Annotated in this window: 11 protein-coding genes; 7 read left to right on the top strand and 4 right to left on the bottom strand. The window is 68.1% G+C overall.

Translation table 11 applies throughout. The features are described 5' to 3' along the window. Nucleotides 1-55 precede the first annotated feature (55 nt). Both ACA097_RS01275 and ACA097_RS01270 read right to left on the bottom strand, forming a co-directional pair. Nucleotides 56-1,576 (bottom strand): sigma-54-dependent transcriptional regulator, encoded by a 1,521-nt coding sequence (locus ACA097_RS01275; RefSeq protein ID WP_371367977.1) that lies wholly within the window; start codon nt 1,574-1,576, stop codon nt 56-58. A gap of 27 nt (nt 1,577-1,603) precedes the next feature. Then, nucleotides 1,604-2,518 carry a LysR family transcriptional regulator gene (locus tag ACA097_RS01270; RefSeq protein ID WP_043251833.1) on the bottom strand — a complete coding sequence of 305 codons (915 nt, stop codon included), beginning with the start codon at nt 2,516-2,518 and terminating at the stop codon, nt 1,604-1,606. Nucleotides 2,519-2,915: 397 nt separating this feature from the next. Between ACA097_RS01270 and speB the strand changes: the two genes are divergently transcribed. The 4 genes from speB to betA all read left to right on the top strand — a co-directional run bounded on the left by speB (nt 2,916) and on the right by betA (nt 8,821). Then, nucleotides 2,916-3,887, top strand: a complete 972-nt coding sequence (gene speB / locus ACA097_RS01265) for an agmatinase (protein WP_160286792.1) — start codon at nt 2,916-2,918, stop codon at nt 3,885-3,887. A 63-nt stretch (nt 3,888-3,950) separates the two neighbouring features. Beyond that, nucleotides 3,951-5,459 (top strand): aldehyde dehydrogenase family protein, encoded by a 1,509-nt coding sequence (locus ACA097_RS01260; RefSeq protein WP_371367974.1) that lies wholly within the window; start codon nt 3,951-3,953, stop codon nt 5,457-5,459. Between the two features lie 133 nt (nt 5,460-5,592). After that, nucleotides 5,593-7,098, top strand: coding sequence for a cytosine permease (locus ACA097_RS01255; protein ID WP_371367972.1), 1,506 nt, complete (start codon nt 5,593-5,595; stop codon nt 7,096-7,098). A 37-nt stretch (nt 7,099-7,135) separates the two neighbouring features. Further along, on the top strand, nt 7,136-8,821 hold the full coding sequence (gene betA / locus ACA097_RS01250; protein ID WP_371367970.1) for a choline dehydrogenase: 1,686 nt from the start codon (nt 7,136-7,138) through the stop codon (nt 8,819-8,821). A 19-nt stretch (nt 8,822-8,840) separates the two neighbouring features. On the opposite strand, the gene mug is transcribed toward betA, so the two are convergent. Further along, on the bottom strand, nt 8,841-9,362 hold the full coding sequence (gene mug, locus ACA097_RS01245; RefSeq protein WP_371367968.1) for a G/U mismatch-specific DNA glycosylase: 522 nt from the start codon (nt 9,360-9,362) through the stop codon (nt 8,841-8,843). Nucleotides 9,363-9,373: 11 nt separating this feature from the next. Then, on the bottom strand, nt 9,374-9,997 hold the full coding sequence (locus ACA097_RS01240; RefSeq protein WP_043251841.1) for a TetR/AcrR family transcriptional regulator: 624 nt from the start codon (nt 9,995-9,997) through the stop codon (nt 9,374-9,376). Between the two features lie 318 nt (nt 9,998-10,315). Here ACA097_RS01240 and ACA097_RS01235 point away from each other — a divergent pair, with 318 nt between their 5' ends. The 3 genes from ACA097_RS01235 to ACA097_RS01225 all read left to right on the top strand — a co-directional run bounded on the left by ACA097_RS01235 (nt 10,316) and on the right by ACA097_RS01225 (nt 14,458). Further along, nucleotides 10,316-11,449 carry an HlyD family secretion protein gene (locus ACA097_RS01235; protein WP_371367966.1) on the top strand — a complete coding sequence of 378 codons (1,134 nt, stop codon included), beginning with the start codon at nt 10,316-10,318 and terminating at the stop codon, nt 11,447-11,449. 2 nt (nt 11,450-11,451) lie between these two features. After that, on the top strand, nt 11,452-12,951 hold the full coding sequence (locus ACA097_RS01230; RefSeq protein WP_371367964.1) for a DHA2 family efflux MFS transporter permease subunit: 1,500 nt from the start codon (nt 11,452-11,454) through the stop codon (nt 12,949-12,951). 88 nt (nt 12,952-13,039) lie between these two features. Continuing rightward, entirely contained in the window at nt 13,040-14,458 is a 1,419-nt protein-coding gene (locus ACA097_RS01225; protein ID WP_371370590.1) for an efflux transporter outer membrane subunit, read from the top strand. Nucleotides 14,459-14,484: the final 26 nt, after the last annotated feature.

The raw sequence follows: 14,484 nt of genomic DNA, 5'->3' as shown, positions 1-14,484 counted from the left end.
TATTGAAATCGATACGGGCGCCGGAAGCGCCCGTCCTTGAGGCCCGCGAGCGGGGTCAGGCCTTTGCCGGGATGCCGTACTTGCGCAGGCGGATGGCGATGGCGCTGTGCGAGGTGCACAGGCGCGCGGCGAGCTGGCGGGTGGACGGGTAGCTGCCGTAGAGGCGGCTGAGCAGGTCCTTCTCGAAGCCCTCGACGGCTTCTTCCAGGCTGCCGATTTCGCCGCTGCCGGGGCGCGCCACGGCAGTGCCGGCGATGTCCAGGTCGGCCAGCTCGACCCGCGTGCCCTCGCAGACGGCGGCGGAGCGGAAGATCACGTTCTGCAGCTGGCGCACGTTGCCCGGCCAGCGGTTGCCCAGCAGCGCGGGGAACGCCTCGGGCGCCAGCCGGCAGGGCGGCCGCTGGATCTGCGTGCAGGCCTGGCGCATGAAGTGCCGCGCCAGTTGCAGGATGTCCTGGCCGCGCTCGCGCAGCGGCGGCACTTCCAGGTTGAGCACGTTGAGGCGGTAGAACAGGTCTTCGCGGAAGCTGCCTTCGCCGACCATCTTCTCCAGGTCGCGGTGGGTGGCGCTGAGGATGCGCACGTCGACCTTCACCTCGCGGTCGCCGCCGATGCGGCGGAAGCAGCCGTCGCTGAGGAAGCGCAGCAGCTTGGCCTGCAGGTAGGGCGACATCTCGCCGATCTCGTCGAGGAACACCGTGCCCTGGTGCGCCAGCTCCAGCAGGCCCGGCTTGCCGCCGCGCTGGGCGCCGGTGAAGGCGCCGGGCGCATAGCCGAACAGCTCGCTCTCGGCGAGGCTCTCCGGCAGCGCCGCGCAGTTCAGCGCTAGGAACGGCTGGTCGCAGCGGGCGCTGGCGGCGTGGCAGGCGCGGGCGACCAGCTCCTTGCCGGTGCCGGTCTCGCCGTGGATCAGCAGCGGCGCGTCCAGGGCGGCGACGCGCAGGGCGCGGGCCTTGAGCGCGCGGACCGGCTGGGAATCGCCGATCAGCGCGTCGAAGCCTTCGGCATGGTCGTGGTGCAGCGCGGCGAGGCGCCCGCCGATGCGGTTCGGCGGGTAGAGGGTGAGCAGCGCGCCGGTGAGGGTGTCGTTCTCGTGGATCGGCATGGCGTCGAGCAGCAGCGCCTGGCCGCGCAGGGTGACTTCGCTCAGCGGCAGGCGGAAGCCCTGTTCCAGCAGTTGCGTGGCGAGCGCCGGATCGTCGAACAGCTCGGCCAGCGGGCGGCCTTCGGGCGGCTCTTCGCACAGCTGCTGCAGCGCCGGGTTGGCGAGCAGCACCAGGCCGTCGCGGTCCACCGCCAGCACCGGGTCGCTCATGGCCGCGAGCAGGGCGTCCAGCTGCAGGCTGCGGCGCTGGCCGGGGAGGATGTCGACCACGGTCACCGTCTGCACGCCGCGCACCTGCAGCAGCGCCTCGCGCAGTTCGTCGAACACCGTGAAGCTGAGCGCCGGGGCGTCCAGGTATACGTTCGGCGGCACCATCTCCACGGCGTCGAGGTTGAGGTTGCGGCCGACCAGCAGGGCCAGGACTTCCTGGGTGATGCCGACGCGGTCGATGAAGCTGACGTGGATGCGCATGAATGGGTCCTGCGTGAAAGGGGGAGGTCAGCCGTGCACGGGCTGGCGCGTGTTGGCCGCGAGGTCTTCGAGGAAGGCGCGCAGGATCGGCGGCGGCGCCACGCCGCGGCGGGTGATGGCGTCGAACGGCGACATAAGGTTCAGCGCGCTGGCGCCCAGGCGGCGCATCTCGCCGGTCTTCACCCACTGCTCGGCGAAGTGCGCCGGGAGGAAGCCGATGTAGGCGCCGGAGATGATCAGGATCGCCGCCGCCTCGATGTTCTCCACGGTGGCGGCGGCCTTGCTCACGCCCAGCTGTTCGAGGTCGTACTGCTGCATGTAGCCGCGCGCGACTATGCGGCAGGCGCGCACTTCTTCGAGCAGGCGGCCGTTCTGTTCCTTGCTGGCGAACAGCGGGTGGCGGCGGCCGCAGAACAGGCCCAGGGCCTCCTGGTACAGCGGCAGGTACGACAGCCCCGGCACGCGCAGCGGGAAGTGCCCGATGGCCAGGTGCAGGCGGCCGTCGAGCACGCGCTCCTCCAGCTCCGCCGGGGCGCCGATGTAGACGTTGAGGTGGGCGTCGTGGCCGCGCGAGACGAAGCGCTGGGTGGTGCGCGGCAGCGGCGAGTCCGGGTCGGTCAGGGTCGAGTCGATGATGCCGAGGTTGAGCTTGCCGCTGATGTGCTGCTTGAGCACGTCGGCGTCCAGGCAGAAGCCTTCCACCGCGGCCAGCAGGCGCAGGGTCGCCTCGTGGATCGCCACGCCCTGCTCGGTGAGGCGGAAGCCGCTGCGCCCGCGCTGGCAGAGCTTGACCCCCAGGCGCGTCTCCAGGTGGGTCATCTGTTCGCTGATGGTCGACTGGCCGGCGTTGAGCGCGGCCTGGGCGGCGGAGAAGCCGCCGCAGCGGACGATGGTGGCGAACACCCTGAGGAGTTTCAGGTCGACGTCGTGCAGCTGGATCACGCGGGCCTCCCGTCCAACTTTCACATCGCCCGGGCTGATATGAGCGTTGGATCGACTTGTTTTTTCCAAGGTAAACCGCGGGCGCCGCCGGCGGCAACGCCGGTTGCCGCCGCCGGGCCTGTACGAACGTGCCGGAATTCCCGGACTTGTAGCGTCCGAGCGCTTTCCAAACGAGTATCCGACTGACCCCGAAAGCCCCGCTGCAGACAGCGCGCGGGCGCTCCCGCTCGCGCGTGGATGATGGGGAAAGGGTGGGTTCGATACTTCGGGATCGGCGATGTGAGTATCTGTACTTGCGCATTTTTCAGGCGGCCGCCTGCGCCCATATTCGGTCCAACGGCGGTCGCAGCGTCCGCTCCGCCTCCCCACCAAGAACAAGAATTGGAGAAGCACGAACATGGCCAAGCACGGTTATGAATCCGGTCGCCTGAACCTGCCCTTCGTCGGGCACTGCACCTTCGCCAAGGCGCCCATCTGCACCGACTGGAACGCCATCGACGCCGACGTCGCCATCCTCGGCGCACCGAACGACATGGGCACCCAGTGGCGCTCCGGCGCGCGCTTCGGACCGCGCGGCATCCGCGAGGCATCCACGCTGTTCTCCTTCGGTCATTCCGGCGCCTACGACCACGAGGACGACGCCACTTACCTCACCGAGGACCAGGTGCGCATGGTCGACGTCGGCGATGCCGACATCGTGCACACCGACATGCAAAGCAGTAACGACAACATCGAATCGGCCGTGCGCCAGATCCTCGCCTGCGGCGCCATGCCGGTGGTGCTGGGCGGCGACCACTCGATCCACGCGCCGGTGATCAAGGCTTTCGAGGGCCGCGGGCCGATCCACATCGTGCACTTCGACGCGCACCTGGACTTCGTCGACGAGCGCCACGGTGTGCGCTACGGCCACGGTAACCCGCTGCGCCGCGCCTCGGAGATGGACCACATCGTCGGCATGACCCAGATGGGCATCCGCAACGTGTCCTCGTCCAACCGCGCCGACTACGACGCCGCCCGCGAGGCCGGCTCGCAGATCCTCTCGGTGCGCGACGTGCGCCGCCTGGGCTGCGACGCGGTGGTCGACATGATCCCGCAGGGCCGCGACTACTACATCACCATCGACATCGACGGCTTCGACCCGTCCATCGCCCCCGGCACCGGCACCCCCAGCCACGGCGGCTTCCTCTACTACGAGGTGCTGGAAATCATCCAGGCGCTGGCCAAGCGCAGCCACGGCCGCGTGGTCGGCATGGACCTGGTGGAAGTGGCGCCGGCCTACGACCCCACCGGGGTCACCTCGATCCTCGCCGCGCAGCTGCTGATGAACAGCATCGGCTTCATCTTCCATGCCCGCGCCCAGGCTCGCTGAGCCCGGCCCGGCCTTCATGCAACCGGCGGGCATCAGCGCTCGCCCCGTTACGAGGACATGAGAGTGGACACCAAGGTCAAAGAGTATCTGCAGCGCTACGGCATCTCCGAAGCGACCCAGCGCTTCCTGTCGAAGGCGCAGAAAATGTTCATCGGCGGCGCCTGGGTCGATGCCAGCGACGGCGCCACGGCGGAGGTCATCGAGCCTTCCACCGAAACCGCGCTGACGCGCATTCCCATGGGCACCGCGGCCGACCTCGACCGCGCCGTGCAAGCGGCCCGCGCGCAGTTCGACGGCGGCCCCTGGCGCCAGCTCAAGCCGCTGGAGCGCGAGCGCCTGCTGCACCGTCTGGCCGACCTGCTCGAAGCCAACGCCGAGGAGCTGGCCGAGATCGAATCGATCGACATGGGCAAGTCGGTGGCCCAGGCCCGCGCGGTCGATATCCAGGGCAGCGTCGACACCTTCCGCTACTTCGCCGGCTGGGCGAGCAAGATCCACGGCCGCAGCGTCGAGCCGTCGCTGCCGGGCAACTACGTCGCCTACACCCGCAAGGAGCCGGTCGGCGTGGTCGGCGTAATCGTGCCGTGGAACTTCCCGCTGCAGACCATGGCCTGGAAGCTCGGCGCCGCCCTGGCCGTCGGCTGCACCGTGGTGGTCAAGCCCGCCGAGCTGACCTCGCTGTCGGCGCTGCGCTTCGCCGCACTGGTGCAGGAAGCCGGCATCCCTGACGGCGTGGTGAACATCGTCAGCGGCCGCGGCAGCGTGGTCGGTGCGGCCATGGCCGAGCACCCGGGCATCGACAAGCTGAGCTTCACCGGCTCGACCCCGGTGGGCTGCAATGTCGGCAAGGCGGCGCTGGACCAGATGAAGCGCCTGACCCTGGAGCTGGGCGGCAAGTCGCCGGTGATCGTCTGCGCCGACGCCGACATCAAGGCGGCCGCCCAGGCCGTGGCCAACGGGGTGTTCTTCAACTCCGGGCAGGTCTGCGACGCCGGCACCCGCGCCTACGTGCACCGCAGCATCTACGCCGAGTTCCTGCGCGAGCTGGCCGACTACACCGCGAGCCTGAAGATGGCCCCGGGCCTGGACCCCGACTGCTTCATCAGCCCGCTGGTGTCCAAGCAGCAGCAGGAGCGCGTGCTGGCCTACATCCAGGCCGGCAAGGAGGAGGGCGCCGAGGTCTACTACGGCGGCGAGGCGGTCGAGGGCCCGGGCTTCTTCGTGCAGCCGACCATCTTCGCCAACTGCCGCAACGACATGCGCGTGGTCCGCGAGGAGATCTTCGGCCCGGTGCTGGTCACCGCGCCCTTCGATGACGAGGAGGAGGCCGTGGCGCTGGCCAACGACTCCGAATTCGGCCTGGCCGCGGCCATCTACTCCAACGACCTGGGCAAGGTCCACGGGCTGATCCCGCGCCTGCGCGCCGGCACCGTCTACGTCAACGCCCACAGCACCCTCGACCCGAGCATGCCGTTCGGCGGCTACAAGCAGTCCGGCTACGGCAAGGACCTGGGTGCCGAACAGCTCGACTACCTGCTGGAGACCAAGGCGGTGTGGATCACGCTGCCCTGACCGGCAGCCGACGAAATATCCCTACCGCTTGACGCCAGGTCCTGTACCCGGCGCCCCGCTCATCCGAGACTGGGTGATCGGGCGCAGGACCTGTCTGGTGAGACTCCATACGAAAACAAGAGAGGAGATAACCATGAAGTCAGATCCGAAAGTGCTGCCGCTCCCCGAGGCGCAGCGCGGGTTGGAAATCGAAGGACACTCCATCGATTTCATCGAGGAACACGAGCGCACCGACAAGCTCTCGACCCAGGGCCCGTTCTGGTTCGTCGGTAACTTCACCTTCTTCACCATGACCATCGGCTTCGTCGGCCCCAGCGTCGGCCTGAACGCCATGTGGACGATGATCGCCGGCACCCTCGGGATCATGTTCGGCACCCTGTTCATGGCCTTCCACGGCTCCCAGGGCCCGCACCTGGGCCTGCCGCAGATGATCCAGTCGCGCGCGCAGTTCGGCTACCGCGGGGTCATCCTGGTGCTGTTGGCCACGCTGTTCGTCTTCGCCGGCTTCAACATCGTCAACCTCGTGTTGATGATGCAGGGGCTGCATACGCTGTTCCAGTGGGGGCCGATGCAGGTGGCCCTGGCGGTCTCGGTGCCGGCGACCCTGCTGGCGATCCTCGGCCACGACTGGATGCACAAGACCTTCAAGTGGTCGCTGTTCCTTTCCCTGCCGCTCTACGGGCTGATCTCGGTCGCCGTGCTGATGGGCTGGATCCACTCCACGCCGGCTGCCGCGGGTACGCCTGAGACCGTCGCCCTGGGCTTCACCTGGACCGGCTTCGTCGCCCAGTTCGCCGCCGGCGCCAGCTACAACATCGCCTACGCGCCCTACGTCTCGGACTACTCGCGCTACCTGCCGAAGAACACCTCCAGCGGCAAGCTGATCGCCGCCGTGTTCGTCGGGGCCTCGCTGTCCGGCGCCTGGATGATCGCCGTCGGCGGCTGGCTGGCGGAGCACCTGCACGCCACCGACGTACTGGTCGCGCTGAACGCGGTGGGTGCCAGCTTCGCGCCGCAGCTGGGCACCGTGGTGGTGGCCGTCACCATCCTGGCGTTCCTGCCGGTGATCGCGATGAACATCTACAGCGCCAAGCTCACGACCATTACCGGCGTGGACTCCTTCAAGAAGATCAAGCCGACCCCGCGCGTGCGCATCTGGGCGATCCTCTTCGTGGTGGTGCTGCAACTGGGCGTTGCCATCGCCATCAACGCCTCCGGCTCCGGCCTGTCGATGCTCAACATGTACCTGGTGGTGATGCTGTACTTCCTGGTGCCCTGGACCGCGGTCAACCTCACCGACTACTTCTTCGTGCGCAAGGGCCGCTACGCCATCCCGCACTTCTTCCTGCCCCACGACAACATCTACGGGCACTGGGGTAGCCGTGGGCTGGTCGCTTACCTGATCGGCTTCGTGGTGATGATCCCGTTCTTCACCATCTACAACGGCGCCGACGAGGTCTTCGTCGGGCCCCTGGCGAAGGCCATCGGCGGTGTCGACATGGCCTGGCTGGTCGGCCTGATCGTCTCCGGCGTCGCCTACTACCTGCTGTGCCTGTCGCTCGACCTGGAGAAAGAGGAAAAGCTCATTCGCCACATCGAGAGCACCTCCCCGCATTTCTCCACCGGCAAGACCTGGTAACCGAATGGCGCGCTCGCCGCGCCTAGCGAGATCCGAAATGACCAACAAATACGACTACATCATCATTGGTGCGGGTTCGGCCGGCTGCGTTTTGGCCAATCGCCTGAGCGAAGACCCGCGTACCTCGGTTCTGGTCCTGGAGTTCGGCGGCAGCGACCGCAGCGTGATCATCCAGATGCCCAGCGCGTTCTCCATCCCGATGAACACCAAGAAGTACAACTGGCACTACGAGACCGCCTCCGAGCAGCACCTCGACGGCCGCCGCCTGCACTGCCCGCGCGGCAAGGTGCTGGGTGGCTCCTCGTCGATCAACGGGCTGGTCTACATCCGTGGCCACGCCTACGACTTCGACGAGTGGGAATCCCTCGGCGCCAGGGGCTGGGGCTATCGCAACTGCCTGCCGTACTTCAAGCGCGCCGAGGGCTACAAGTTCGGTGGCGACGACTACCGTGGCGCCGAAGGCCCGCTGGCCACAAACAACGGCAACAACATGCAGAACCCGCTGTATGGCGCCTGGGTCGAGGCTGGCGCGCAGGCGGGCTACATCAAGACCGACGACTGCAACGGCTACATGCAGGAAGGCTTCGGCGCCATGCACATGACGGTCAAGGACGGTGTGCGCTGGTCCACCGCCAACGCCTACCTGCGCCCGGCCATGCAGCGGCCGAACCTGACCGTGGTCACCCACGCCATGACCCGCCGCATCCTCCTCGAAGGCAAGCGTGCCATCGGGGTGGAGTACGACGAGGGCGGCAAGACCCACACCGTCTACTGCGAGCGCGAAGTGCTGGTCAGCTCCGGGCCCATCGGCTCGCCGCACCTGCTGCAACGCTCCGGCATCGGCCCGGCGGCGGTGCTGCGCAAGGCCGGCATCGAGGTGCGCCACGACCTGCCCGGGGTCGGCGAGAGCCTGCAAGACCACTCGGAAATCTACATCCAGTACGCCTGCAAGGAGCCGGTCACCCTCAACGGCAAGATGAGCCTGCTGGGCAAGGCGCTGATCGGCCTGCGCTGGCTGCTGTTCAAGGACGGCCTGGGGGCGAGCAACCACTTCGAGGCCGGCGGCTTCATCCGCTCGTCCAAGGGCCTGCGCTGGCCGGACATCCAGTTCCACTTCCTGCCCGCAGCCATGCGCTACGACGGCGACAAGCCGTTCAAGGGCCACGGCTTCATGATCCTCACCGGGCCGAACAAGCCCAAGAGCCGCGGCTACGTGCGCGCCGTTTCGGCCGACCCGTACCAGCACCCGGAAATCCGCTTCAACTACCTGGAGAGCGAGGAGGACCGCGAGGGCTTCCGCCGCTGTGTGCGCCTGACCCGCGAGATCATCGGCCAGCCGGCCATGGACCGCTTCCGCGGGGAGGAACTGGCGCCCGGCCCGCAGGTGCAGAGCGACGAGGAGATCGACGCCTTCGTCCGCGCCAACATGGAAAGCACCATGCACCCGTGCGGCTCCTGCCGGATGGGCGAGGACGAGCTGGCGGTGGTCGACTCCGAGCTGCGCGTGCGCGGCATCCAGGGCCTGCGGGTGATCGACTCCTCGGTGTTCCCCACCGAGCCCAACGGCAACCTCAACGCGCCGACCATCATGCTCGCCGAGCGCGCCTCCGACCTGGTGCGCGGCCGCGAGATGCTGGCGCCGGCGAACGTGCCGGTCGGTGTGGTGGAGGACTGGGAGGAGAACCAGCGCAGCCGCGCGCCGGTGCGCCAGGTCAGCGCCTGATGGCAGCGGGCCGGTCGCGTCAGGCCGGCCCGTTCGCGAATGCCGCCAGATGGAGCTGGCGGTACGCGGCTACCAGTTGATCGAGCGAGAAGGCCAGGTTGCGGCCGCTCGGGTTGGGCAGGACCCAGGCCTGGGCGCCGCCGAAGCGCGCCGGCTGCAATCCCCAGGCGACATCGCTCTGGCCGGTCAAGGCGCTGTAGGCCGGCTTGCCGAGAAAGGCCACGAAGCGCGGGGCGAAGCGGCGGACCTTGGCTTCGAAGTCCGCCGCTGCTGCTTCGAATTCCTCGCGGGAAAGCTGATCGGCGCTTGCCGTTGGTCGCTCGACCACGGCCGTCAGCCCGCAACGGTATTGCAGGAGCGTCCGGTCCTGTTCCGGGCGCATTTCCTCGGGGGTGAATCCGGCGAGGTGCAGGGTGCGCCAGAAACGATTGCTCCTGCCGGCGAAGTGATGCCCCTGGGCCGCCGCCTTGAGCCCCGGATTGATGCCGCAGAAGAGCACTGCCAGGTGCTCGGCGACGATGTCTTCCAGTCTTGCGTCCACACCGGACCTCGCTAACTGCAGATCACTTCGACCGCATTGCGCGCCAGCTCGCTCAGCTCGGCGCGTGGCACGCCGGCCCGTGCGCGGATCGAAATGCTGTGCAGCAGAGCCGAGGACAGCACGGCGAGGGCCGCCGGGTCCGCATTGGCCTTTAGCTCGCCGGCCTCGACCGCCACCCGCAGGCGCTGTTCGAGGTCCGCGTCGAGCTTGTTCAGCAGGTGCGCGAGGATCGCGCGTATCTCCGGGTCTTCGACGGATTCGGTGGTCGCCGTGCCGATGGCGAAGCAGCCGCGCGGCTGGCCGTCGCCGGAGAAATAAATCGATAGCTGGCCCTCGTAGAAGCGCAGCAGGGCCTCGCGCAGGGACAGGCTGCTGTCGGCCAGCGCCGCCTGCATGGCTGCTGCCGCCGTTTTCCAGTACTGCTCCAGCGCCTTGATGTAGAGGGCGTGCTTGTCGCCGAAGGCCGCGTACAGGCTCGGCCGGTTCATGCCGGCCGCGGTGGCGATGCTGTCCAGGGAAGCGGCGGCGTACCCGGTATTCCAGAACACGCCCAGCGCCTGCTGCAGCGCCGCATCGGGGTCGTAGGCGCGCGGGCGGCCGCGGCCCTTTTTCTCGTCGGTATTTTTTTGTGCCATGGTGTACAAAAATCCTTGAGCGTCGTTCGGGTTGGGGATATTCTGACATCGTCGCACAAAATTCGGGAAGCACAAGTTCCCGTCTTCCAGGCTTGTCGTGACGGCGCCCGAACGGGGCGCCCAAGCGGTTGGACCGGTGCGGCGGAGCGATCCTCCTGGCCGCACGCGGTGCGACCGGATTTGTGGGAGCGGTTGGCTGGGCGTCGAACGCAGTGCCAGTTCCACCGGGCTTGATTCCTCACAGTAACGATTGACGTCAGGGCCGCAGGCGACCGAGCAGGTGTCCGCCCGCAATCCCGGTAACAGGTGCATACGATCATGACTAGCCAAATCGACATCAAAGCTGGCGCTGCTCTTGAGGAGCCTGCGCCCAACGCGGCCGGCAAGCCGACCCGCAAACCCCTGAAAGCGCGGCTGCGGCCGTGGCTCATGACGGGTTTCCCCCTGCTGCTGGCGGCAGCGGGCTACGCCTACCACAGCGCGAACCAGCCCTTCGTCTCCACCGACAACGCCTATGCGCGGGTGGCGCGGACTTCAGTCAACGCACGCATTTCCGGGCAGGTCGTGGAAATAGCGGTCGAAGACAACCAGCGCGTGCGCAAGGGCCAGCTGCTGTTCCGCATCAACCCCGAGCCGTTCCAGATCACGGTCGACCGTGCCGAGGCGCAATTGGCCAATGCACGGCTGCGCATCGAAGGGCTCAAGGCGAGTTACCGCCAGCAGCAGGCCGATCTGCAGGGCGCCCGCGAAATGGCCGACTTCGACCAGAAGGAATTCGCCCGCAAGCAGGCGCTGGTTGCCAGTCAGTTCGTCTCCCAGGCGATCTACGACCGCGCCAACACCGATCTCAAGGTCGCCCGCCAGCGCATTGCCTCCATCGAGCAGCAGATCGCCAACACGGTGGTTGCCCTGAGCGGCAATCCGAACATCGATGTCGACAGCCACCCGACCGTGCGCGAAGCGAAAGCCCAGCTGGACGAGGCGCGGCTGTACCTCTCCTACACGAGCGTCTATGCGCCGGACGACGGCATCGTCGCCAAGGTCGACGACCTGCAGGTGGGCAACTACCTGAACAATGGCGCGCCGGCCTTCGCCCTGCTGTCGAGCAGCAAGGTCTGGGTCGAGGCGAACTTCCGCGAGACCGAAGTCACCCACATGCGCCCCGGCCAGGTCGCGAGCATCAGCCTGGACACCTATCCGGACCACCGCTTCAAGGCCCACGTGGTGAGCATGAGCCCCGGCGCCGGCTCGGACTTCGCGCTGTTGCCGCCGGAGAACGCCACGGGCAACTGGGTGAAGGTCGTGCAGCGGGTGCCGGTGCGCCTCGAACTCGACGAGGTCGACCCCTTCCTGCCGCTGTACTCCGGCATCAGCGCCACGGTGAAGGTCGATACCGGCTACAGCGCGCCCTGGTGGCATCCGCTGAAATCGCTGTTCACCGCGGGGACCTGAGCATGAACGCCAAAGCCATTGCCAACCCGGCGGAGGAGGGTGCGCGAGCGCTGCGTTACGCGGCACTGCTGGCGACCTACCTGCAATCGGTGAACCTCCCGCTGCCCAACGCCGCGCTGCGCTTCATCCAGGGCAGCCTGTCGATGGCCGACGACCAGGTCGGCTGGATCTTCACCGCCTACTTCGCGGCGAGCGCCATCACCCTGCCGATTGCCTCCTGGCTTGCCGCGCGCTTCGGCCTGCGTCGGGTCTATTTGCTGGCGCTGGCGGTGTTCGCCGTCGGCCTGGTGCTGGCGACGCTGTCGACCACGCCACTGGCGTTCAGCGGCGCGCGCATCATCCAGGGCGCCGCGAGCGGCGTGCTGGGGCCGCTGTCGATGGCCATCGCGCTGGAGACGCTGCCCGCCGCCCGGCGTGCGAAGTTCGGGGTGGTGCTCACGGCCATCGTGATGTCGGGCATCGCCACCGGGCCGAGCATCGGCGGTTGGGTCAGTGACCTGTTCGGCTGGCGCTGGATGTTCTACCTCGGCTTGCCGGTGACGGCCTACATCGTCCTCGTGATGGGCCTGTCGCTCGCCGAGAAGAAGGCCGCGCAGCGTCCGCCGTTCGACTTCTTCGGCTACGGCAGCTTCACCCTGGGCGTGATTGGCCTGCAGCTGCTGCTCGACCGGGGCGAGCGCCTGGACTGGTTCGCCTCGACGGAAATCTGCGTAGAAGCACTGGCCAGCGCGCTGGGCTTCTACCTGTTCGCCGTGCACCGGCTGACCGCGAAGACGCACTTCCTCGGCAAGCATCTGTTCCGCGACCGCAACTTCGTGCTGTCGACGCTGATCTTCTTCGCCCTGGGCTTCGTGCTGCTGCCGACCCTGGCGCTGACCTCGCCGATGCTCGACGAAATCCTCGGCTACCCACCGATCACCACCGGCTGCCTGACGCTGCCGCGCGGGGCGGGGCTGGTCGGTGCATTCCTTCTTGCCGCACGCATGCCCGAGCGCATCGACCCGCGCCTGGTGGTCGCGGCCGGCGTGGCGCTGGTCGCCTACGCCAACTGGCTGATGCTCGGCTATTCGCCGCTGATGGACTGGCGGCCGGTCGCCGTCGCCGGCGCGCTCCAGGGCATCGGCCTGGGCGTGCTGATGCCGTCGATCAGTAAGGTCGCATTCAGCACCCTCGATCCGCAGTTCCGTCCGGAAGCCACCGGGCTGTTCAACCTGGCGCGCATCTACGGCAGCACCCTCGGCATCGCGATCGTGCAGACGTACTTCTTCAACAACATGCAGGCGATGCACCTGGCGCTGGGCGGCAATCTCACCCCGTTCCACGGCGCCGGCGCGGCCCTCGCCGCATCGAGCGCTTCGCCCGCGCTGGTCGGGCTGAACGAGATGCTCACCGGGCAGGCCGCCTTCGTCTCGGTCCTCGGCCAGTTCAAGGTGCTGATGCTGGCGATGCTGGCGGTCGCACCGCTGGTTCCTTTCCTGCGCAAGCCGAACCCGGCCAGCTAGTTTTCGTGGAGTCAGGCAGATGAACACTCACGCATCGATTCGCAACAGCCAGCGCCCGTTCTTCAAGGCGAGTGCGCTTGCAACCTTCATGGCGCTGTCGGCCTGCACGGTCGGCCCGGACTTCAAGACGCCGGCACCCAGCCCGTCGCAGCACTACGACCGCCAGGCCGAGCAGCGCCTGGGGCAGGGCGAGGGCAACGACCAGCGCATCGACTCCGGCAAGCCGGTCAGCGGCGACTGGTGGAGCGCCTTCGGCTCGACCAAGCTCGACGCCGTAGTGCGCCGGGCGATTGCCGGCAACCTGGAGCTGGCAGCGGCAGACGCGACCATCCGCCAGGCGGCGGCGTCGGTCGCCGCCGCGCAAGGGGCGCTGTATCCGCAGGTGAACCTGGGCGCCACGGGCGGACGCCAGCGCACGCACAACGGCCCGGAGCCCACGGTCGCCAACTTCTATGCGATAGGGCCGCAGGTGAACTTCGACCTCGATGCCTTCGGCGGCACCCGCCGGCAGATCGAGCGGCAGGACGCCCTGACCGAGTTGCAGAAGCATCGCTACGAGGCCGCCTACCTGACCCTGACCGGCAACGTCGCCAGCCAAGCCCTGCTGATCGCCTCGGCCAATGCGCAGATCGAAGCCGTGCAGCAACTGCTCGCCAACGATGCGAAGAACCTCGAACTCGTGCGCCTGGCGAAGCTCAACGGCAGCACCACGCAGATCGACGTCTCGCTGGCCGAAACGCGCCTCGCCCAGGACCGCACATTGCTGCCGCCGCTCGCCCAGCAGCGCGATGCGGCGCGCCATGCGCTGGCGATCCTGACCGGCAACGGGCCGGCGGACTGGGTGGCTCCGGACTTCGCGCTGACGGAGTTCAGCCTGCCGTCGAACGTGCCGCTCAGCCTGCCTTCGGAGCTCGCCCGCCAGCGCCCGGACGTGCTGCAGGCCGAGGCCGAGCTGCACATGGCCAGCGCCGAGATCGGCATCGCCACGGCGAACCTCTATCCGCACGTCGAGCTGTCGGCATCGCTGGCCATGTCGGCGGCCGGCAATGGCGGCGCGGCGCTCTGGAACCTGGTCGCCGGCGTGGCCGGCCCGCTGTTCGACGGCGGCACCCGCGAGGCCGAGCGCCAGGCCTCGGTCGCGGGCTACCAGGCCTCGCTCGCCGGCTACCGGCAGACCCTGATCCAGTCCTTCGGCCAGGTCGCCGATACCCTGCAGGCAATGAACCACGACGCCGAGCAGGGCCAGGCCCAGGCCGATGCGCTGCAGGCCGCGGCCACCAGCCGGCAGCTGAACCAGCAGGCCTACGCCCAGGGCGAGAACAGCGTGCTGCAGGTGCTGGAGGCCGAGCGGGCCTATGAGCAGGCGCTGCTCGGCGACATCCGCGCCAGGACCGCGCGCTACCTCGACACCGTGCAGCTGTTCGTCGCGCTGGGCGGCAACTCGGTCGGCGTCTTCGAGCAGCAAGTCGCGGGCGCCGAAGCGCGCAAGCCAGCCCCGCGTTCCTGATTCCACCTTCGCCATGCCCCAGGTAC

Source organism: Pseudomonas sp. QL9 (assembly GCF_041409665.1).
In the GTDB taxonomy this organism is placed as follows: Bacteria; Pseudomonadota; Gammaproteobacteria; order Pseudomonadales; family Pseudomonadaceae; genus Pseudomonas; species Pseudomonas knackmussii.
This window is presented reverse-complemented; position numbering and strand designations above follow the sequence as displayed.

Bases quoted from the DNA above. Each gene is read 5' to 3' on its own strand.
- ACA097_RS01275 (WP_371367977.1), bottom strand. From the start codon at position 1,576: ATGCGCATCCACGTCAGCTTCATCGACCGCGTCGGCATCACCCAGGAA.
- speB (WP_160286792.1), top strand. From the start codon at position 2,916: ATGGCCAAGCACGGTTATGAATCCGGTCGCCTGAACCTGCCCTTCGTC.
- ACA097_RS01255 (WP_371367972.1), top strand. From the start codon at position 5,593: ATGAAGTCAGATCCGAAAGTGCTGCCGCTCCCCGAGGCGCAGCGCGGG.
- betA (WP_371367970.1), top strand. From the start codon at position 7,136: ATGACCAACAAATACGACTACATCATCATTGGTGCGGGTTCGGCCGGC.
- ACA097_RS01240 (WP_043251841.1), bottom strand. From the start codon at position 9,997: ATGGCACAAAAAAATACCGACGAGAAAAAGGGCCGCGGCCGCCCGCGC.
- ACA097_RS01235 (WP_371367966.1), top strand. From the start codon at position 10,316: ATGACTAGCCAAATCGACATCAAAGCTGGCGCTGCTCTTGAGGAGCCT.
- ACA097_RS01230 (WP_371367964.1), top strand. From the start codon at position 11,452: ATGAACGCCAAAGCCATTGCCAACCCGGCGGAGGAGGGTGCGCGAGCG.
- ACA097_RS01225 (WP_371370590.1), top strand. From the start codon at position 13,040: ATGGCGCTGTCGGCCTGCACGGTCGGCCCGGACTTCAAGACGCCGGCA.